General features: G+C 72.6%; 17 protein-coding genes. 4 read left to right on the top strand and 13 right to left on the bottom strand.

The window, feature by feature from the left end:
• The first annotated feature begins 15 nt into the window (after positions 1-15).
• Positions 16-735, top strand: a complete 720-nt coding sequence (locus tag AC07DF_RS06640) for a TetR/AcrR family transcriptional regulator (protein ID WP_478967489.1) — start codon at positions 16-18, stop codon at positions 733-735.
• Between the two features lie 20 nt (positions 736-755).
• On the opposite strand, the gene AC07DF_RS06635 is transcribed toward AC07DF_RS06640, so the two are convergent.
• The 9 genes from AC07DF_RS06635 to rimP form a co-directional block, all read right to left on the bottom strand.
• Positions 756-1,712: a bifunctional riboflavin kinase/FAD synthetase gene (locus AC07DF_RS06635; protein ID WP_478967487.1), complete on the bottom strand. Its 957-nt coding sequence runs from the start codon at positions 1,710-1,712 to the stop codon at positions 756-758.
• A gap of 113 nt (positions 1,713-1,825) precedes the next feature.
• A complete protein-coding gene (locus AC07DF_RS06630; RefSeq protein WP_478967485.1) occupies positions 1,826-5,311 on the bottom strand; it encodes a trypsin-like peptidase domain-containing protein in 3,486 nt (1,161 codons plus the stop codon).
• Positions 5,312-5,577: 266 nt separating this feature from the next.
• A complete protein-coding gene (gene truB, locus AC07DF_RS06625; RefSeq protein ID WP_478967483.1) occupies positions 5,578-6,483 on the bottom strand; it encodes a tRNA pseudouridine(55) synthase TruB in 906 nt (301 codons plus the stop codon).
• The gene (gene rbfA, locus AC07DF_RS06620; protein ID WP_189728170.1) at positions 6,480-6,932 is read right to left on the bottom strand and encodes a 30S ribosome-binding factor RbfA; all 453 of its coding nucleotides are present in this window, start codon (positions 6,930-6,932) and stop codon (positions 6,480-6,482) included. Before rbfA ends, truB begins: the two co-directional genes overlap by 4 nt.
• 45 nt (positions 6,933-6,977) lie before the next feature.
• Complete coding sequence (locus tag AC07DF_RS06615) at positions 6,978-7,271, bottom strand: DUF503 domain-containing protein (RefSeq protein WP_184598380.1); 294 nt, start codon at positions 7,269-7,271, stop codon at positions 6,978-6,980.
• 236 nt (positions 7,272-7,507) lie between these two features.
• A complete protein-coding gene (gene infB, locus AC07DF_RS06610) occupies positions 7,508-10,570 on the bottom strand; it encodes a translation initiation factor IF-2 (protein ID WP_478967481.1) in 3,063 nt (1,020 codons plus the stop codon).
• 146 nt (positions 10,571-10,716) lie between these two features.
• Complete coding sequence (locus AC07DF_RS06605; protein WP_193482018.1) at positions 10,717-11,013, bottom strand: YlxR family protein; 297 nt, start codon at positions 11,011-11,013, stop codon at positions 10,717-10,719.
• A gap of 115 nt (positions 11,014-11,128) precedes the next feature.
• The gene (gene nusA / locus AC07DF_RS06600) at positions 11,129-12,127 is read right to left on the bottom strand and encodes a transcription termination factor NusA (protein ID WP_478967478.1); all 999 of its coding nucleotides are present in this window, start codon (positions 12,125-12,127) and stop codon (positions 11,129-11,131) included.
• A gap of 2 nt (positions 12,128-12,129) precedes the next feature.
• Positions 12,130-12,630 (bottom strand): ribosome maturation factor RimP, encoded by a 501-nt coding sequence (gene rimP / locus AC07DF_RS06595; protein ID WP_478967476.1) that lies wholly within the window; start codon positions 12,628-12,630, stop codon positions 12,130-12,132.
• Between the two features lie 206 nt (positions 12,631-12,836).
• On the opposite strand from rimP, the gene AC07DF_RS06590 reads away from it, so the two are divergent.
• From AC07DF_RS06590 to AC07DF_RS06580, 3 genes are read left to right on the top strand one after another with little or no spacing between them, the layout of a single operon-like run.
• Positions 12,837-13,370 (top strand): hypothetical protein, encoded by a 534-nt coding sequence (locus tag AC07DF_RS06590; RefSeq protein ID WP_478967475.1) that lies wholly within the window; start codon positions 12,837-12,839, stop codon positions 13,368-13,370.
• Positions 13,367-13,831: a ferritin-like domain-containing protein gene (locus AC07DF_RS06585; protein WP_478967473.1), complete on the top strand. Its 465-nt coding sequence runs from the start codon at positions 13,367-13,369 to the stop codon at positions 13,829-13,831. The genes AC07DF_RS06590 and AC07DF_RS06585 overlap by 4 nt, the downstream gene beginning before the upstream one ends.
• A 47-nt stretch (positions 13,832-13,878) precedes the next feature.
• Positions 13,879-14,778: an aminoglycoside phosphotransferase family protein gene (locus tag AC07DF_RS06580; protein ID WP_478967471.1), complete on the top strand. Its 900-nt coding sequence runs from the start codon at positions 13,879-13,881 to the stop codon at positions 14,776-14,778.
• Between the two features lie 42 nt (positions 14,779-14,820).
• Here the strand turns inward: AC07DF_RS06580 and AC07DF_RS06575 are convergent, their stop codons facing one another.
• From AC07DF_RS06575 to ispG, 4 genes are all read right to left on the bottom strand, one after another.
• A complete protein-coding gene (locus tag AC07DF_RS06575) occupies positions 14,821-16,521 on the bottom strand; it encodes a proline--tRNA ligase (protein ID WP_478967469.1) in 1,701 nt (566 codons plus the stop codon).
• A 69-nt stretch (positions 16,522-16,590) separates the two neighbouring features.
• A complete protein-coding gene (locus tag AC07DF_RS06570) occupies positions 16,591-17,121 on the bottom strand; it encodes a GNAT family N-acetyltransferase (RefSeq protein WP_478967467.1) in 531 nt (176 codons plus the stop codon).
• A 116-nt stretch (positions 17,122-17,237) separates the two neighbouring features.
• Positions 17,238-18,086 carry a GNAT family N-acetyltransferase gene (locus AC07DF_RS06565; protein WP_478967465.1) on the bottom strand — a complete coding sequence of 283 codons (849 nt, stop codon included), beginning with the start codon at positions 18,084-18,086 and terminating at the stop codon, positions 17,238-17,240.
• 140 nt (positions 18,087-18,226) lie between these two features.
• Positions 18,227-19,384: a flavodoxin-dependent (E)-4-hydroxy-3-methylbut-2-enyl-diphosphate synthase gene (ispG, locus tag AC07DF_RS06560; RefSeq protein ID WP_478967463.1), complete on the bottom strand. Its 1,158-nt coding sequence runs from the start codon at positions 19,382-19,384 to the stop codon at positions 18,227-18,229.
• Positions 19,385-19,507: the final 123 nt, after the last annotated feature.

Raw genomic sequence — 19,507 nt, 5'->3', positions numbered from 1 at the left:
TGAGGAGAGGCTCGGATGCCTGAGGGAAGCAAGACCCGGCGCGCGGGATCGGCGCGCACGCCGCTCAGCCGCGAGCGCGTCATCCGCACCGCGATGGCCGTGGCCGACGACAAGGGCGTGGCGGCACTCACGATGAGGGCCGTCGCCGGACCGCTGGGCGTCGAGGCGATGTCGCTCTACCACCACGTCGCGGGGCGGGACGACATCCTCGACGGCATGGTGGACGCGGTGTTCGGCGAGATCGACCTGCCGCCGCGTGACACGGACTGGAAGAGTGCTCTGCGTGCCCGCGCGGACTCCGCCCGTGCCGTCCTCCGGCGCCATCCCTGGGCCGTCGGCCTCATGGACTCCCGCTCCCAGCCCGGCCCCGCGACCCTGCGTCACCACGACGCCGTCATCGGGGCGTTGCGCGCCGGAGGGTTCTCCGTCCCGATGGCCGCGCACGCCGTCTCACTGATCGACAGCTATCTGTACGGCTTCGTGCTCCAGGAGCTGAGCCTGCCGTTCACAGGGGCGGCGGAGCTGGACGAGGTCGCGGGCGCCATCCTGCGCGAGATGCCCGCCGACACCTACCCCCATCTCACCGAACTGGCCACCGAACACGTGCTCAAGCCGGGCTACGACTACGCCGACGAGTTCACCTTCGGCCTCACCCTCATCCTCGACGCCCTCCACCCGGACGAGACCCGCGAGACCCGCGAGATCGACGAAACCGGCGAGACCGCGAGCGCATAGCGAGGACGCCGCCCGGGGCGCTAGGCGGACCGCTCGGCCGCGCCGACCAGCTCCCGGCACTGCTTGACGTCCTCGGCCATCTGCTCCAGCAGCGCCTCGAGCGTGTCGAACTTGGCCTGCCCCCGCACGAACGCCAAGAAGTCGACCGCGACATGCAGCCCGTACAGATCCAGCCCCACCCGGTCGATGGCATACGCCTCCACCGTCCGCTCGGTCCCCTCGAACTGCGGATTCGTACCGACGGAGATCGCGGCCGGCATCACTTCGCCCTGGGCGTGCAGCCAGCCGGCATACACACCGTCGGCCGGGATGGCCGTGTGCGGCAGCGTCTCGACGTTGGCCGTCGGAAATCCCAGCTCGCGCCCGCGCTGGGCACCTCGGACGACGACACCCTCGACCCGGTGCGGACGACCCAGGATCTCCCCCGCGCCCTCGACATCGCCCTCGGCGACCAACCGCCGCGTCAGCGTGGAGGAGAACGGCTCCCCACCGCCCGCCTCACCGGTGACGTACAGGTCGACGACCTCGACCTCGAAGTCGTAGGTCTTGCCCTGCGTGGCCAGGAACTCCACGTTGCCTGCGGCCTTGTGCCCGAAGCGGAAGTTGGGGCCCTCGACGACGGCCTTGGCGTGCAGCTTGTCGACGAGGACCTTGACGACGAAGTCGGCCGGGGAGAGCTTCGAGAACTCGGTCGTGAAGGGGAGGATGAGCACCGCGTCCACGCCCAGGTCGGCCATGAGCTCGGCGCGGCGGTGGTGCGGGGCGAGCAGCGGAGGGTGGCTGCCGGGCCGGACGACCTCGCTGGGGTGCGGGTCGAAGGTGACGACGACGGCGGGCACCCCCAGCTCCCTGGCGCGGTTCACGGCATGCCGGATGATCAGCTGGTGTCCGCGGTGGACTCCGTCGTAGGAGCCGATGGTGACGACGCTGCGCCCCCAGTCCTGGGGGATGTCCTCCAAGCCACGCCAGCGCTGCACTGTGCCTGCTCCTTGTCGAAAGCTCGTCGAACCGTGTCCGTGGTTGTCCGTGGTTGCCTCGTGCGCAGGTCTAAGGGTGCCATGCCCCATGCCTCGGGCCCGCATCGGCATGGTCACGCGGGGACGCGTACTCCCGCCAGGTTCTCGATCGTGCGGTGTGAGCTCGGCCCGACCACCGCCGCCCACTCCTCGGGCGCTTCGGCCAGCCAGCCGGCCGCGCGGGCGGCGAAGCCGGGCACGTGCCGGCCCAGGTCGACCAGGGCACGGTCGAAGCGGCCGGCGCCCTCCGGGGTGCGCACGAGGAGCAGGCCGACGCGATGGACGAGGTCGCGCAGGTCGTCGCCGCTGTTCCGGGCGGCGGCCTGGAGCAGCGCGTCCAGCACGTCGATGTCGTGCTCGCGGGCCAGGAGCGCGTCGCGCAGCTCGCGGCGCAACGGGCGGGAGGCGGGGATGCCGGGCGGGGTGAGGACGGCGGCGAGGGCGCACCGCAGCCTTACCGCCCCGCCGTCCAGCAGGCCGGTCACCAGGGGCAGCAGCACGGCCCGGGCTTCAGGGCCCCGGTCGAGCCGCTGATCGACGTACGCGGCCATGTGCCCGGCGAGTTCCGGCCGCTGCTCCGTCGCCTCCCGGACCAGTGCGGCGACCCGCCGGGCCAGTCCGGGCGGGGTGGCGTCGGCGAGTGCCCGCAGTGCCTCCTCCGCGTCCGGCCGCCGCAGCCGTGCCGCGAAGGCGTCGAGGACCGGCTCGGGGTGGGCCAGGAGGGCGCGGGCCGGTACGTCCTGAGGGAAGCGCGGGTCGCCCGCCGCGAAGCGCTCCAGCGCCCGCGGGAGGTACTTGGCCTGGGTGTGCGGGTCCTGGACGAGGAGGGCGAGTGCGCCGCCGTGCAGGGCGTGGCCGGCGGGGCGGGCGAGCAGGGCGAGGGCCGCGTAACGCAGGAGGGCGCGGTCGTCTCCCGTGCTCACGTGGGGTGCGACGCGCAGTCCGTTCGCCACCGCGGCGTCCCGGCGCGCGGGCCGCTCGTCGAGCGCCCACCGGTCCACGGCCCGGCACACCGCCGACGGTTCCTCCTCGGCCAGCACGGCGAGCAGTTCGTCGGCGCGCCGGTGAGCGCGGTCGACGAGCACGTCCGTCAGCTCGTCCAGGGCCCGGCGGCGATGGGTGTGCAGCAGCGCCTGCGCGGCCGTGGCCACCGTCGCGTGCGGGGTGGCGGGCAGCGGCCGCTCGTCGTCGAACCAGTCGGCGAGCAGCGGTTGCACCCCCGTGGGGTCGGCGGTGAGCAGCCGCGCCACGGCGTCGAGGAAGCGGGGGCCGGCCTCGCACGGCGGGCCGTCGGCGTGGACCAGCCGCCGCAGCAGGCCGAGGCGCACGTCCTGCGGAAGCCGTACGCCGGTCCAGAAGGCGGGCCCGACCTCCTCGGGCACGGGCCGCCGCTGCCGCCGCCAGGCCACGATCCGGTCGGCGAGCAGCCGCAGCACCTCGGTGTACGGCGTCGCGTCGGGCACGGCCGACAAGGTCCCGGCGAGCAGCCGGGCGGCCCACCAGGACCGCGGGTCGGCGTCCAGAGCGTGGACCAGGTCGGCCAGACGGGAGGCAGGCCGGCCGGTGCCGTGCTGGCGGGCGAGGAACAGCAGGGCCTGGACCACGGGCCCGATGCGATGGTGCGGTACGGGGTCGGACTGCGGTTCCCGGCCACGGTGGACGAGGGCCCGCAGGGCCTCGTCGAGGTCGAGGTGCATGCCCTGGAGCCAGTCGGCGAGTTCCTCGTGGGCGAAGCGGTAGCCGGATCCGGCGGGCACGAGCAGGCCCTCGGCGAGGACGGCCTCCGCCCAGCCGGTGCCGCCGCCGAGCCGCGCGGGGGCGGGCCCCCACGGGAACACCGCCTCGAAGGCCTCCCGGTCCACGTCCCCCGTCCCGGGACCGAGGCCGCGCCGGGCGGCCTGGTGCACCTGCCCCGAAACCTTGGCGGCCAGCCGGCGTACGGCGGTGCCGCGCAGTCCGTTCCGGGCGGCCAGGCGGGCGGCGATGCGCAGGGACATCAGGTCCAGGTAGGCGGCGAAGACGTCGTGCCGGTCGACGCCGGCGGCGGGCACGTCGGGGGCGGCGTCCAGGGCGGTCCGCAGCTCGGCGAGCAGCCGGATGGCCAGGGGATGCCGGGCGTCCGCCTCGGCGAGGGCGCCGTCCGGGATGCCGTGCCGCAGACGGGCCTTGCGGGCCTCGTCCTCGGTGAGATCCCCGAGGCGCACACACGCGGGCCGCGCTTGCGGGCCTCCCGGCCCGTGCAGTACCTCGTCCGGGAACGGCACCCCTTCCCAGTGCTCCGCCCGGCACGCCACCACCAGCCGCACTCCCGTCTCCCGCAGCCACCGCACCGTCCCGTCCGTCCACGAGGCCAGACGGCGGGCCAGGGCCGGTGGCATCTCCTCGGGGCCGTCGAGGACGAGCAGCAGGGGGCGGCCGAGGGCACGGGCGAGGCCGGCGAGGCGCTCGGGCGTGGTGTCGCCCAGGTCGGCCGGGAAGGGGGCGCGGTCGGCTGCCACAGCCAGGGCGGCCCGGGTCAGCGCCCGGCCGGCAGCGTCCGCCACCGACACGTCGTCGTCCCGCAGTTCGGACCCACGCAGCCACAGCGTGGGGAGTCCGCTGCGGCTCCGCCGGGCCGCGAGCGCCGCGAGTTCCGTCGTACGACCGCTGCCGGGCGGCCCGACGAGGCCGAGGACGGCGGCAGGGCCCGCCGTGAAGGCGCTGAACTCGGCCACCACAGCGGCCCGTTCGACCGGTTCCGGGAGGCAGGCGGGGCCGTCCTGTGCCACCGTTGTGCCGGTCAGCTCCAGCACCCCGGCCAGGTTGAGGTCGTCGCCGTACGCGGGGACCGTCGCCGCGTTCTCGGCGAGCAGTTCGGCGAGCGGGTCCGCCCCGGAGACCGGGGGACGCAGCGGCACGGCGAATCCGACGTCGCGGTGGTCGGAGCTGAGCGCCGTACCGAGCACACCGACGACGGCACCGGTGGCGGCGTCGACCACGGGGCCGCCGGCCGCCCCGCCGGCCGGCCGCAGCGCGTCCCGCCCGGCCGTGCCGACCGCAAGCTCCAGCGCGTCGAGGCGGTGGACACGGTTCGTGGCCGTGTACGTCGCGGTGGCCGGGCCGAGGACGCGTGCCTCGCGCCAGCCGCCGGCGGCGATCCGCACATAGGTGCCCGTCCGGGTTCCGTCCCGCACGGTGACCGGCAGCGGCGGCACGTCGAGGCCGTCGGTCCGTACGAGGGCCAGGTCAAGGGCGGGCAGTGGGAGCACCGCGTCGGCGGTCACGACCCGGCGGCGGTCCCCGGCCCCGCACAGGACGAGCCCGGGCAGTCCGTCGACGGCCTCGTGGCTGGTGACGAGCGTGCCGCGGTGGTCGGCCAGGAACCCGGTGCCGCGGGGGCGGCCCGCGAGGTCGTGGACGCGGACCAGGGCTTCGTCGAGGGCGCGGCCCGCCTGCTCCGCTGCCGCCGTTGCCTGATCGGCCGTCGCCTCGCACGCTGTTGCCTGATCCGCTGTTCCGGCGCGGTCCTGGGAGTCTCGTGCGCTGCCGCCCCACTCCCCGGACCGGTTCCGCGACGCCATCGTCGAGCCTCCCCGCCGTACACCCGTGCCCTCGCGGTCGACGGTAGGGGCGAGATGATCAGCCGGACAGGCCGCTCGGCGAAAGCGCCCCCTTCCGCTCCCCCCGTTCACTCCGAGCGCCCGCACGGACGGGTGAACCGACGGGGACGGCTGGATACACCTAGGGGTGGGGGAACCGAGGGGGGCCGTGGAGCGGCGGCAGTGGAGGTACCCCGTGGTCGCCGCTCCACGGGCGGACACCGGTCCCCCGGGTCCCCCGGTCCGCGTCAGGCGAAGACGGCCAGGCTCTTGGCCTTGCCCCGCTGCTCCTCGACGAGGGCGAGGAAGCGGCCCTCCGGGTCGAAGACGGCGACGGGGCCGGAGCCCGCGTACTCGTCGGGCATCTCCAGCCGTACACCGTTGGTGAGCAGCTTGGCCCGCCGGGCGTCGACGTCCCAGCGCGGGAAAGCGGCCGTCGCGGCATCGGCGATCGGCATCACGGCCAGCTCCTGCTGGTGCTGGTCGAGCGTGCGCGCCGCGTCCAGCTTGTAGGGGCCGACGCGGGTACGGCGCAGGGCGGTGAGATGACCGCCGACGCCGAGGTCGGCGCCCAGATCGCGGGCCAGGGCCCGGATGTACGTACCGGAGGAGCAGACGACCGACACGACCAGGTCGAGTACGGGCGTGCCGTTCTCGGCGACGGCGTCCCTGACGTCGTACACGCCGAAGGAGGAGACCGTGACGGGCCGGGCCGGGATGTCGAACTCCTCGCCCTCCCTGGCCCGCTTGTAGGACCGCACCCCGTTGATCTTGATGGCGCTGACCTTGGACGGCACCTGCATGATGTCGCCGGTCAGCTTGGCGACTCCGGCGTCGATGGCGTCGCGGGTGACCCGGGAGGCGTCGGCGGAGGAGGTGATCTCCCCCTCGGCGTCGTCCGTGAGGGTGTTCTGCCCGAGCCGGATGGTGCCCAGGTACTCCTTCTCGGTCAGCGCGAGGTGGCCGAGGAGCTTGGTCGCCTTCTCGACGCCGAGGACGAGGACGCCCGTCGCCATCGGGTCGAGGGTGCCGGCGTGCCCGACGCGTCGTGTTCTGGTGATGCCGCGCATCTTGGCGACGACGTCGTGCGAAGTGAAGCCCGACGGCTTGTCGACGATGACGAGGCCGTCGGGCGTGGTGTGCTTCTGGGTCATTCGGCGGTGTCGTCCGTCTCGTCGTCCTCGTCCGGCTTCCGGTACGGGTCGGCTTCACCGGCGTACTTCGCGCCGGCGGACGCCTCGCGCACCTTCTCGTCGGACTGGCGCGCCTTGTCGAGGAGGTCCTCGATGTTCCGGGCCGTGTCGGGAAGGGCGTCCATGACGAAGGTCAGGGTCGGCGTGAACTTCACACCGGCGGCCCGGCCCACCTCGGAGCGCAGGATGCCCTTGGCGCTCTCCAGGCCGGCGGCGGCCTCGTTGCGCTCCTCGTCGTCCCCGTACACGGTGTAGAAGACGGTCGCCTCCCGCAGGTCACCCGTGACCCGGGTGTCCGTGATGGTGACGTGCGAGCCGAGCCGCGGGTCCTTGATCCCGCGCTGCAGCTTCTGGGCCACCACCTCTCGGATGAGGTCCGCCAGCCTTTTAGCCCGCGCGTTGTCGGCCACTGGTCCGTCTCCCGTTCTTTCCTGTCTGGGTCGTTCTCTGGGTCGTCAGTCGTCTTCGCCGTGGAAGCGCCGCCTGACGGACAGCAGTTCCACCTCGGGGCGGGCGGCGACCAGCCGTTCGCACCGGTCGAGTACCTCGCTCAGGTGCCCCGCGTCGCCGGACACCAACGCGAGGCCGACGACGGCCCTGCGATGGAGGTCCATGTGGTCCACCTCGGCCGCGCTCACCGCGTACTTGCGCTGGAGCTCGGCGACGATGGGGCGGACGACGGAGCGCTTCTCCTTCAGCGACCGGACGTCGCCGAGGAGCAGGTCGAAGGACAGAGTCCCCACGTACATGTGTATCCGGATGACCCGCCGGTCCGGGATCGATGGCCCTGCGGTTTGGGTGGCAGGGACATCAAGAACGGTACCGCGAACCTGCCGGTGGCTCGACGGGGTTTTCCTTTGCCCGCCCACCCGCCCGACACGGTGGGTTCGAGGTGCTGCCCGGGGCTCCGCCCCGGACCCGCGTGCCAACGGCCAGCCGGCCGACGCGGCGTGTGCCGCGTCGGCCGGTCGGTGGAAACCGTGGGTCAGACCCGCGGCTTCTCGCGCATCTCGTACGTCGCGATGACGTCGTCGACCTTGATGTCGTTGAAGTTGCCGAGGTTGATACCGCCCTCGAACCCTTCGCGGATCTCGGTGACGTCGTCCTTGAAGCGACGCAGGCCCTCGATGTTGAGGCTCTCCGCGATGACCTTGCCATCGCGCAGCAGGCGGGCCTTGGTGTTCCGCTTGACCTCGCCGGAGCGGATGAGAACACCCGCGATGTTGCCCAGCTTGGACGACTTGAAGACCTCGCGGATCTCCGCCGTACCGAGCTCGACCTCTTCGTACTCCGGCTTGAGCATGCCCTTGAGGGCCGCCTCGATCTCCTCGATCGCCTGGTAGATGACCGAGTAGTAGCGGACGTCCACGCCCTCGCGCTCCGCCATCTGCTGGGCACGTCCGGCAGCGCGGACGTTGAAGCCGATGACGATCGCGTCCGAGCCCATCGCCAGGTCGATGTCGGACTCCGTGACCGCACCGACGCCGCGGTGCAGGACCCGGATGTCGACCTCTTCGCCGACGTCCAGCTGGAGCAGGGAGGACTCGAGGGCCTCGACCGAACCAGAAGCGTCACCCTTGATGATCAGGTTCAGCTGCTGGACCTCGCCGGCCTTGAGCACCTTGTCCAGGTCCTCCAGCGAGACACGGCGCGTGCGCTTGGCGAACGCGGCGTTCCGCTCACGGGCGGCGCGCTTCTCGGCGATCTGACGGGCCGTACGGTCCTCGTCGACCACCAGGAAGTTGTCACCCGCACCCGGGACGTTGGTCAGGCCCAGGACCTGAACCGGCGTCGAAGGACCGGCCTCGGCGACGCTGTTGCCGTTGTCGTCGTGCATCGCCCGGACTCGGCCGTACGCGTCGCCGACCACCATGGTGTCGCCGACCCGCAGCGTGCCTCGCTGGACGAGGACCGTCGACACGGCACCACGGCCGCGGTCGAGGCGGGACTCGATCGAGATGCCCTGCGCGTCCTGGTTCGGGTTGGCCCGCAGGTCGAGCGAGGCGTCGGCCGTGAGGACCACGGCCTCCAGCAGGGAGTCGATGTGCAGACCCTGCTTGGCGGAGATGTCGACGAACATCGTGTCGCCGCCGTACTCCTCGGCCACCAGGCCGTACTCGGTCAGCTGACCGCGCACCTTGGTCGGGTCGGCGCCCTCGACGTCGATCTTGTTGACCGCGACGACGATCGGGACCTCGGCCGCTTTGGCGTGGTTGAGCGCCTCGACCGTCTGCGGCATGACGCCGTCGTTGGCCGCGACGACCAGGATCGCGATGTCGGTCGACCTCGCACCACGGGCACGCATGGCGGTGAACGCCTCGTGACCCGGGGTGTCGATGAAGGTGATCTTGCGCTCTTCCTCGTTGACCTCGGTCGCGACCTGGTAGGCACCGATGTGCTGGGTGATGCCGCCGGCCTCGCCCGCGATGACGTTCGTCTTGCGGATGGCGTCGAGGAGCCGGGTCTTACCGTGGTCGACGTGACCCATGACGGTGACGACGGGCGGGCGGACCATCAGGTCCTCCTCGTCGCCCTCGTCCTCGCCGAACTCGATGTCGAAGGACTCGAGGAGCTCGCGGTCCTCCTCCTCCGGGCTGACGATCTGAACCGTGTAGTTCATCTCGCCGGCGAGGAGCTGGAGCGTCTCGTCGGAGACGGACTGCGTGGCCGTGACCATCTCGCCGAGATTCATCATGACCGCGACGAGCGACGCCGGGTTGGCGTTGATCTTTTCCGCGAAGTCGGTGAGGGAGGCACCGCGCGACAGGCGAACGGTCTCGCCGTTGCCGCGAGGCAGCATCACACCGCCGACCGACGGGGCCTGCATGGCCTCGTACTCCTGGCGCCTCTGCCGCTTCGACTTGCGGCCACGACGGGCCGGACCGCCGGGACGGCCGAAGGCGCCCTGCGTGCCACCACGGCCACCGGGACCACCCGGACGACCGCCGAAGCCGGGACGACCGCCGCCGCCGGGACCACCGGGACGACCGGCGAAACCGCCGCCACCGCCACCGGGACCACCCGGACGACCGGCGAAGCCGCCGCCGCCACCGGGACGACCGGCGAAGCCGCCGCCACCCGGGCGACCGCCGCCGCCACCGGGACGACCGCCGCCACCGGGACCGCGGCCGCCGGGGCCACCGCCACCGGGACGCGGGCCGGCAGCCGGACGCTGCGGCATCATGCCGGGGTTCGGACGGGGGCCGCCGGGGCCGCCGCCGGGACGCGGGCCGCCGCCCTGCGGACGCGGCATCGAGCCCGGGCTCGGACGGTTGCCGCCCGGAGCCTGCGGACGCGGACCGCCGCCGCCCTGGGCGCCGGGCGCCTGGGGACGGGGACCGCCACCCTGGCCGCCGGGGCCGGGACGGCCACCCTGCGGACGGGGCGCCTGCGGGCGCGCCATGCCGGTGGAGCCACCGGAGGTGAAGGGGTTGTTACCCGGACGCGGACCGGCCGGACGGGAACCGCCCTGACGCGGCGCCGGAGCACCGGGACGCGGACCCCGCTCGCCGCCGGGACGGCCCTGGCCGCCCTGGCCCTGGCCGGGACCGCCGGAGGGACGGCCGCCACCGGGCTTGGGGGCGCCGGGGCGCCCGCCGCCGGGCTTCGGCGCGGCCGGGGACGGAGCCGCCGCGGGCGGCGCCGTGAACTCGGGCGCGGCCGGGGCCGGACGCGGCGCGGGCTTGGGGCCCGGCGTCGGACGCGGACCCGGGGTCGGCGCGGGGGCCGACGGGGCCGAGGGGGCCGACGGCTCCTGGGCCGCGGCGGGCTTGGGTGCGGCCGGCGGCTTCGGGGCAGCCGGACGAGCCGCCTGCGCCGGAGAGGGCGCGGCGGGACGGGGGGCGGCCTTCTTGGGGGCTGCGGGCTTCGCGGCGGACTTGCCGTTGCCACCGCCCTGGAAGGCGTCAGTAAGTTTGCGTACGACGGGCGCTTCGATCGTCGAAGACGCCGAACGGACGAATTCACCGAGTTCCTGGAGCTTGGCCATGACGACCTTGCTCTCTACACCGAACTCCTTGGCGAGTTCGTAGACCCGGACCTTAGCCACTTCGCTCCTTTGAGGTCCGGGTTACGTCCGGACCGTCGCTAGTTCATGGGCGTACTCATCGCGTACTCATCGAGTGCTCATCGCAATCTCGACCTGCTTTCGACTCGCGAGGTACCAAGCCGCACGGTGTTCCGTGCGACACGTCTTTACCGTGTTGCCTGGTCGGCAACTGTTGTCTGCTCGACGTATCGGCGCAACGCCTTTGTGTCGAGCGGTCCCGGGGCGCGCAGTGCCCTCGTGAACGCCCGTCGGCGTACCGCCTGGTCGAGACAGATCTGGGCGGGGTGTACGTACGCACCCCGGCCGGGCAGCGTACCGCGAGGATCAGGGACGCATGCGTCCTCGATCAACACGATCCGCAACAGATCGGCCTTGGCCGCTCGCTCCCGACACCCCACACAAGTGCGTTCAGGGCATGCGCGGACGCGCGTCCGGCCAGACACTGTTAAGTCTACCTCCCCGTACGCGCCTGACCCCTTTGGGGCAGGAATCGAACAGTTGCCGCGCATGAACCTGTCGTGATCTGAACGACCCGCGGCTTGGATCTATTCCCCGGAGCTACTCTCCGGAGCCGTTCGCCGCCGGTTCCGTGTCCGGGCGGATGTCGATCCGCCAGCCGGTCAGCCGGGCGGCGAGCCGGGCGTTCTGCCCTTCCTTGCCGATGGCCAGGGAGAGCTGGTAGTCGGGCACGGTCACCCGGGCCGACCGGGCCGCCATGTCCACGATCTCCACCTTGGAGACACGGGCCGGGGACAGCGCGTTCGCCACCATCTCGGCCGGGTCCTCCGACCAGTCGACGATGTCGATCTTCTCGCCGTTCAGCTCGCCCATCACATTGCGCACACGGCCGCCCATGGGGCCGATGCAGGCGCCCTTGGCGTTCAGGCCGGACCGGGTGGAGCGCACGGCGATCTTCGTCCGGTGACCGGCCTCGCGGGCGATCGCGGAGATCTCCACGGACCCGTCGGCGATCTCCGGCACCTCCAGGGCGAACAGCTTCTTCACCAGATTGGGGTGCGTGCGGGACAGCGTCACGGACGGGCCGCGAACACCCTTGGCCACCCGGACGACGTACGACCGCAGGCGCATGCCGTGCTGGTAGGTCTCGCCCGGCACCTGCTCCTGCACTGGCAGGATGGCCTCGAGCTTGCCGATGTCGACGAGCACGTTCTTCGGGTCGCGGCCCTGCTGGACGACGCCGGTGACGATGTCGCCCTCACGGCCGGCGTACTCACCGAGCGTCGCGTCGTCCTCGGCGTCGCGCAGGCGCTGCAGGATGACCTGCTTGGCCGTGGTGGCGGCGATACGGCCGAAGCCCGTGGGGGTGTCGTCGAACTCGCGGGCCTCCTGGCCCTCCTCGAGGTCGTCGGGGTCCTCCTTCGCCCACACGGTCACATGGCCGGTCTGCCGGTTGAGCTCCACGCGCGCGTGACGGCGGCTTCCCTCGGTGCGGTGGTAGGCGATGAGGAGGGCCGACTCGATCGCCTCGACCAGCAGGTCGAAGGAGATCTCCTTCTCCCGAACCAAGCCCCGCAGGGCGCTCATGTCGATGTCCACGGCTACGCCTCCTCTTCCTTCTTGTTGTCCTTGCGGCTGAACTCGACCTGGACACGCGCCCGGACGATGTCGTCGAAGGCGAGTCTGCGTGCGGTGGGCTTGCGGCCCTTGACTCCGGGGATCTCGGTGTCGACACCGTCGTCGTCGACCTTCAGGATCCGGGCGACCAGCTCGCCGCCCTCGGCGAGCTGGAACTTCACCAGGCGGTCCGTGGCGCGCACGTAGTGACGGTGTTCCGTGAGGAGGCGCTCCGCGCCCGGGGTGCCGACCTCGAGGGTGTACTCCCCCTCGCCCATCGCGTCCGTCTCGTCGAGCTTCGCCGAGAGCGCGCGGCTCACATCGGCGATCTGGTCCAAATCGGCGCCCGTGTCCGAGTCGACGACCACGCGCAGCACACGCTTGCGTCCGACGGAGTCCACTTCGATCTCTTCGAGGTCCAGGCCCTGAGAGCTGACGAGCGGTTCCAGTAGTTCTCGCAGCCTCTCGCTCTGGGTGGTGCTCATCCGGGTGACTCCTCGGCCGCGTGTGCTGTTGTGGGATGGGGCGCGTGTCTGGTCAAAGGGTATCCGGTCGCAGGGAGTGTTGCCGTCCACCCGGTGACGAACGGTGCCGCTGAGTGGTCCCGGGCGAAGGCCCGGGTACCGTGATCACGGGCGTGCAGCCCTGCCAGTCGCTTCTTTCTCGTACGAGCCCCCCGAGGACGTCTGAAGTGCCGTTTTCCCCATCGCCGCGCGCCCGCTCGGGGCCGCGCAGAAGGAGTCTGCTCGCCGTCGGCCCGGCGGCCCTCGCCCTGGCCGGCTGCACCGCCGGCGACGAGGACTCCGGTGACCCGGGCGACGGCCCGTCGGCCGCCGACCGCAGGGCACGCGCGCGTGCGGCGCGGGACAGCGAGGAACTTCTCGAGCGGTACGACGCGGTGATCGCCGCCCGCCCGGGGCTCGCGGAGTGGCTGCGGCCGCTGCGGGAGGAGGTCGTACGGCACGCGCAGGCGTTCGGCGGCCGGAAGGCGCCTGCCTCCCCCGCCCCTTCCGCCTCTTCCTCCCCCTCCGCCTCTGCCCCCGCGGCCGCCGTGCCGGGGAACGACCGGGACGCGCTCGCCGTCCTCGCCGCCGCGGAGCGGGAGCTCGCCGACCGGCGGGCCAAGGCACTGGTCGGGGTGCCGGGCGAGCTGGCGCGGCTGCTGGCGTCGGTGGCAGCCGCCGGAGCGGCGCACGTCTATCTGCTGACGGAGGGTGACGCGTGAGCGACGCGAAGGACCAGGAGCTGCGGGCCCTCCAGGCGGCGCTGGCCGCCGAGCACGCGGCGGTGTACGGGTACGGAGTCGTCGGCGGGCGGATCGGCGACCGGCAGCGCGTTGAGGCACGGACGGCGTACGACGCGCACCGGGCGCGCAGGGATGCGCTGGCGCGCGAGGTGAAGGACCTGGGCGGCAGGCCCGCGGCCGCGGCCGCCGGGTACGCGCTGCCGTTCCCGGTACCGGACGCCGCGGCCGCCGTGCGGCTCGCCGCCGAGCTGGAGGACCGGGTGGCCGGGGTCTACTCCGACCTGGTGCGCGCGGCGGCCGGCGGGCGGCGGGTGCTGGCCGCCGAGGCGCTGCGGGAGGCCGCGGTGCGGGCGGTGCGCTGGCGCGGCGAGAGCGTAGCCTTCCCTGGGCTCGCCGAGCGGGCGGACACGGCTCCGCCCGCGGCCGCGCCCACGGCGTGACCCCGTAGGGCACGCACCGCGGACAGCACGAAGGGAACGACTCGCGCATGGTTTTCGAACCGCCGAAGCGCCTGGTCAGGGCGCTCGGTGAGACGGCGCCGGACGGTGACGACTGGCTGGAGAAGCTGCCCGAGGCGGCGCGGCGGGCCGTCGCTCTACGCGAGTTGACCGTGGAGCGGGTTCAGGTGCCCGGCGGGCGCAGCAGCCTGGTCGTGCTGGTGCGGACGGCCGAGGGGACGCCCGCGGTGCTCAAGCTGGCGCCGGCCCGGGCCCGCCCGGAGGCGGAGCGGGCCGCGCTCGCGCACTGGGGCGGCCTGGGTGCCGTACAGCTGGTGGAACCCTTCACGGCCGAGGGGGCGCTGCTGCTGGAGCGGCTGCATCCCGATGTGTCGGTGCGGTCGCTGCCGGAGGCGAAGGCGCTGCTGGAGGCGGCGGGGGCGCTGCGGCGGCTGTGGGTGGAGCCGCCCGCCGATTTCCCCTTCGAGACCGTGGCCGAGCGGACCGGGCGGCAGGCCGGGGCGATGCGGGCGCGGGCGCAGGCCGATCCCGAGGTGGCCCCGCTCGTCGATCTGGCGCTCGCGGCGCGCGAGGAGCTGCTGGCCGCGCCGCCCGAACACCGGTTGCTGCACGGCACGTTCCGGCAGAGCAAGGTGCTCGCCGGGGAGCGGACGCCGTGGCTGGCCGTGGGCCCCGACCCGGTGGTCGGCGAGTGCGCCTTCGATCTGGCCCGGCTGGTTCGCGACCGGGTGGAGGACCTGATCGCCCAGCCGTCCGGCGCGGCCACGACCCGGCGCCGGGTGAAGCGGCTGGCCGAGTCCCTGGACGTGGACCAGGAGCGGCTGCGCGGGTGGACGCTGTTCCGGGCCGTGGAGTCCGGTGTGCGGGCGGGGCGGGTCGGGCGGCCCCGGGACGCGGAGCTGCTGCTGGAGTTCGCGAGCTGGCTGTGAGCGCCCCGGGGAACCGGAGCGCTCACAGGGCAGCAGGGACGCTCAGGCGGTGAGCCGGGCGATGGCCTCCTCGACCGTCAGCTCCTCGCGCTCGCCGGTGCGGCGGTCCTTCAGTTCCACCACGCCGTCGGCCGCGCGCCGGCCGGCCACCAGGATCTGCGGTACGCCGATCAGCTCGGAGTCCGTGAACTTGACGCCCGGGGAGACGCCGGCGCGGTCGTCGACCAGGACGCGGACACCGGCCGTCGCCAGCTTCTCGGAGATGTCGAGGGCCAGTTCGGTCTGGAGGGCCTTGCCTGCCGCGACCACGTGGACGTCGGCCGGGGCGACCTCGGCGGGCCAGCACAGGCCCTTGTCGTCGGCGCTCTGCTCGGCGAGGGCGGCGACCGCGCGGGAGACGCCGACGCCGTAGGAGCCCATGGTGACGCGGACCGGCTTGCCGTTCTGGCCGAGGACGTCGAGCTTGAGGGCGTCGGTGTACTTGCGGCCCAGCTGGAAGATGTGGCCGATCTCGATGGCACGGTCGAGGACGAGGCCGGTGCCGCACTTCGGGCAGGGGTCGCCCTCCTGCACGACCACGACGTCGACGTACTCGCCGACCTCGAAGTCACGGCCGGCGACGACGTTCTTGGTGTGCGTGCCGGCCTTGTTGGCGCCGGTGATCCAGGCCGTGCCGGGTGCCACGCGCGGGTCGGCGATGTAGGTGACCTTCTCCAGGCCCCGCGGTCCGACGTAGCCGCGGACCAGGTCGGGGCGGGTCGCGAAGTCCGTCTCGGTGACCAGCTCGACGGCGGCCGGGGCGAAGTGCGCCTCGACCTTGTCCATGTCGACCTCGCGGTCGCCGGGGACGCCGACGGCGACGATCTCGCCGTCGACCTTCACGAGGAGGTTCTTCAGCGTGGCCGAGGCCGGGACGCCGAGGGAGGCCGCGAGGGTCTCGATGGTCGGGGTGTCGGGGGTCGGGATGTCCTCGGCGGCCGGCAGGTCCGAGCCGTCGACGGGCTTCAACTCGTACGTGATCGCCTCGGTGTTGGCGGCGAAGTCGCAGTTCGGGCAGTCGGCGAAGGTGTCCTCGCCGGCCTCGGCCGGGGCCAGGAACTCCTCGGACTTGGAGCCGCCCATCGCACCGGCCGTCGCGGCGCAGATGCGGTAGTCGAGGCCCAGGCGCGCGAAGATCTTCTGGTAGGCCTCGCGGTGCAGGGCGTAGGACCGGGCGAGGCCCTCGTCCTCGGTGTCGAAGGAGTAGGAGTCCTTCATCAGGAACTCGCGGCCGCGCAGGATGCCCGCGCGGGGGCGGGCCTCGTCGCGGTACTTGTTCTGGACCTGGTAGAGGATCACCGGCAGGTCCTTGTAGGAGGACGCCTGGTCCTTCACCAGCAGGGTGAAGATCTCCTCGTGGGTGGGGCCGAGGAGATAGTCGCCGCCCCTGCGGTCCTGGAGACGGAACAGCTCGGGGCCGTACTCCTCCCAGCGGCCGGTGGCCTCGTACGGCTCACGCGGCAGGATGGCGGGGAGCAGCACCTCCTGGGCGCCGATCGCGTCCATCTCCTCGCGGACGATGCGCTCCACGTTGGCCAAAACCCGCTTGCCGAGCGGCAGCCAGCTCCAGATGCCGGCGGCGGTACGGCGCACGTACCCGGCGCGGACGAGGAGCTTGTGGCTGAGGACCTCGGCGTCCGCCGGGTCGTCGCGCAACGTCTTCGCCATCAACTGGGACATGCGCTGGACCGGTACGTTCGCCATGGTTTAGCTCCTGCTGCGTGTGGGTGATGGCAGGAGGTTATCCGGGGGGTGCGGGGCGGTGGAAATCGGTTAGCGGCGCAGGAGCGGGAGTGGGGCGCCCATCACGGCGTACGGCTTCGGGGCGCTGGGGAACAGGACCTGGCGGGCGAGGTCCTGGTAGCCGAGGGAGCGGTAGAGGGCGCGGGCGGGGCTCTCGGTGTCGATCGCGGAGAGGATCGAGCGGGGTTCGGCGGCGCCGTCGGTGATGGTGGTGATCAGGGTGCGTCCGATGCCACGGCCCTGGTGGGCGGGGTGGACGTGCAGTTCGGTGATCACGAAGGAGTCGTCGAGCCAGTGGTCGTGGTGGTTGGCTCTGAGGTAGGGCTCCACGACGGTGGACCACCAGTGGGTGCGGTCGTTGGGCATGCCGTAGACGAAACCTACGAGGTTGCCGTCGGCTTTCGCGCCGAGGGCGCGGGCGCCCGGGTAGGTCATGTGGCGCAGGACGATCTGGCGGCGGACGGCTACCTCGTCCGGGCCCAGGCCGAAGGCCACGGCTTGGACGGCCAGGGCCTCGTCGACGTGGGCGGGAAGGTCGAGTGGGCCGATCACGAGGTCCATGGCGGGGAGCCTACAGGTGGGTTTTCGTCGTCGTACGGGTGCGGGCCGCCTGTGGTTGCTCGCGCCCACGCGGCGGAGCCGCATATCGGGCACAGCCCCGCGCCCCTCAGGGCGTTTCAGAACAGCACGCTCATGAAGGCGCCGACCTCCTGGAAGCCCACTCTCGTGTACGTCCGCCTGGCCGCCGTGTTGAAGTCGTTCACGTAGAGGCTGACCACCGGCGCCACGTCGGCGAGGGCGTAGCGCAGCACGGCTGCCATGCCGGGGGCCGCCAGGCCCGTGCCCCGGTACTCGGGGGCGACCCACACGCCCTGGATCTGGCAGGCGCGGTCCGTCGCGGCGCCGATCTCCGCCTTGAAGACGACCTTGCCGTCCGCGTCGAAGCGGGCGAACGCGCGGCCGGAGCCGACGAGTTCGGCGACACGGGCCTGGTAGAGGAGGCCCCCGTCGCCGGCGAGCGGGGAGATCCCGACCTCCTCGGTGAACATCGCCACACACGCCGGCATCAGCGTTTCCATCTCGTCCTTGCGGACGCGACGGACGTAGGGGTCCGGGGCGATGCCGGCCGGCAGGCTGTCGGTGACCATGAGCGGCTGCCGGCGGCGGACGTCGCGGGCCGGGCCCCACTGGGGTTCCAGCAGCCGCCACAGGTCGGCGGTGGACCCGGCGGGCCCGACGATCGAGGAGCAGCGACGGCCGGCCCGGCGGGCGCGGTCGGCGAAGGCGCGGACGGCGCGCGGGCCGGCGCAGATCGGGACCAGGTTGGCGCCCGCGTAGCACAGGGACGTCAGCATGCCGTCCTCGTACCAGCCCCACATCTCGCCGCCGAGCCGCCACGGGTCGAGGCCGGCGATCTGCACCCTGGACGTCACGAAGGCGTTCGCGACCGGCTCGCGGTCGAGTACGGCGAGCGCGGCGTCCAGGTCGCTCGGTTCGAGGACCCGTGAGGTGGTCTGCGTCAACAAGTGCGGGGCCTCACACACTCCGGGGGTTGCTGGTCCCCGCACTATAGCTGCGCTGCTTGGGTGGGGCGCCTTCGAGCTCGGGAGGGACGGTTTGTCGGCGGGTGCGGGTGCTGCCCGACCCGCCGACGGCGTGGAAAGGGTCAGCCCGCGACCGCCACCGACGGCTCGCCGGAAGCGACGCCGTCCGCTTCCATCTGCTCGGCGATCTTCATGGCCTCTTCGATGAGTGTCTCGACGATCTTGGACTCGGGGACGGTCTTGATGACCTCGCCCTTGACGAAGATCTGGCCCTTGCCGTTGCCGGAGGCGACGCCGAGGTCGGCCTCGCGGGCCTCGCCGGGGCCGTTGACGACGCAGCCCATGACGGCGACGCGGAGGGGGACCTCCATGCCGGTCAGGCCGGCCGTGACCTCTTCGGCCAGCTTGTAGACGTCGACCTGGGCGCGGCCGCAGGACGGGCAGGAGACGATCTCCAGGCCGCGCTGCTTGAGGTTCAGGGACTCCAGGATCTGGTTGCCGACCTTGACCTCCTCGACCGGCGGGGCCGACAGGGAGACGCGGATCGTGTCGCCGATGCCCTGGGAGAGCAGCGCGCCGAAGGCGACGGCCGACTTGATCGTGCCCTGGAAGGCCGGGCCCGCCTCCGTCACGCCGAGGTGCAGCGGGTAGTCGCACTGGGCCGCGAGCTGGCGGTACGCCTCGACCATCACGACCGGGTCGTTGTGCTTGACCGAGATCTTGATGTCGCGGAAGTCGTGCTCCTCGAAGAGCGAGGCCTCCCACAGGGCGGACTCGGCCAGCGCCTCGGGCGTCGCCTTGCCGTACTTCTGCAGCAGACGGCGGTCCAGGGAGCCCGCGTTGACGCCGATCCGGATCGGGGTGCCGTGGTCCTTGGCGGCCCGCGCGATCTCCTTGACCTTGTCGTCGAACTGCTTGATGTTGCCCGGGTTGACGCGGACGGCGGCGCAGCCCGCCTCGATCGCGGCGAACACGTACTTCGGCTGGAAGTGGATGTCGGCGATGACCGGGATCTGCGACTTGCGGGCGATGGTAGCCAGGGCGTCGGCGTCGTCCTGGGTCGGGCAGGCGACGCGGACGATCTGACAGCCGGAGGCGGTCAGCTCGGCGATCTGCTGGAGGGTTGAGCCGATGTCGGACGTACGCGTCGTCGTCATCGACTGCACCGAGACGGGGGCGTCTCCGCCGACCGCCACGGTTCCGACCTGGATCTGGCGGCTCTTCCGGCGCTCGGCGAGCCTGGTCGGTACGGACGGCATGCCGAGAGAAATCGCAGTCATCTGCTGTGCAACCCCAAGTCGTGGATCAAGGTCCGGTCCCGTGAGCAGCGGGCTCCGAGCTTCGAGATTACGGCACATGCCTTGGCGCGAGCACATCCCGCCCGCACAGCCACTCAATGGGAG

Source organism: Streptomyces sp. NPDC044719 (genome assembly GCF_056433405.1).
This window is presented reverse-complemented; position numbering and strand designations above follow the sequence as displayed.

Excerpts from the sequence above, each read along its gene's own strand:
- AC07DF_RS06640 (WP_478967489.1), top strand. The coding sequence starts at position 16 with ATGCCTGAGGGAAGCAAGACCCGGCGCGCGGGATCGGCGCGCACGCCG.
- AC07DF_RS06630 (WP_478967485.1), bottom strand. The coding sequence starts at position 5,311 with ATGGCGTCGCGGAACCGGTCCGGGGAGTGGGGCGGCAGCGCACGAGAC.
- truB (WP_478967483.1), bottom strand. The coding sequence starts at position 6,483 with ATGACCCAGAAGCACACCACGCCCGACGGCCTCGTCATCGTCGACAAG.
- AC07DF_RS06615 (WP_184598380.1), bottom strand. The coding sequence starts at position 7,271 with ATGTACGTGGGGACTCTGTCCTTCGACCTGCTCCTCGGCGACGTCCGG.
- rimP (WP_478967476.1), bottom strand. The coding sequence starts at position 12,630 with ATGAGCACCACCCAGAGCGAGAGGCTGCGAGAACTACTGGAACCGCTC.
- AC07DF_RS06580 (WP_478967471.1), top strand. The coding sequence starts at position 13,879 with ATGGTTTTCGAACCGCCGAAGCGCCTGGTCAGGGCGCTCGGTGAGACG.
- AC07DF_RS06575 (WP_478967469.1), bottom strand. The coding sequence starts at position 16,521 with ATGGCGAACGTACCGGTCCAGCGCATGTCCCAGTTGATGGCGAAGACG.
- AC07DF_RS06570 (WP_478967467.1), bottom strand. The coding sequence starts at position 17,121 with ATGGACCTCGTGATCGGCCCACTCGACCTTCCCGCCCACGTCGACGAG.
- ispG (WP_478967463.1), bottom strand. The coding sequence starts at position 19,384 with ATGACTGCGATTTCTCTCGGCATGCCGTCCGTACCGACCAGGCTCGCC.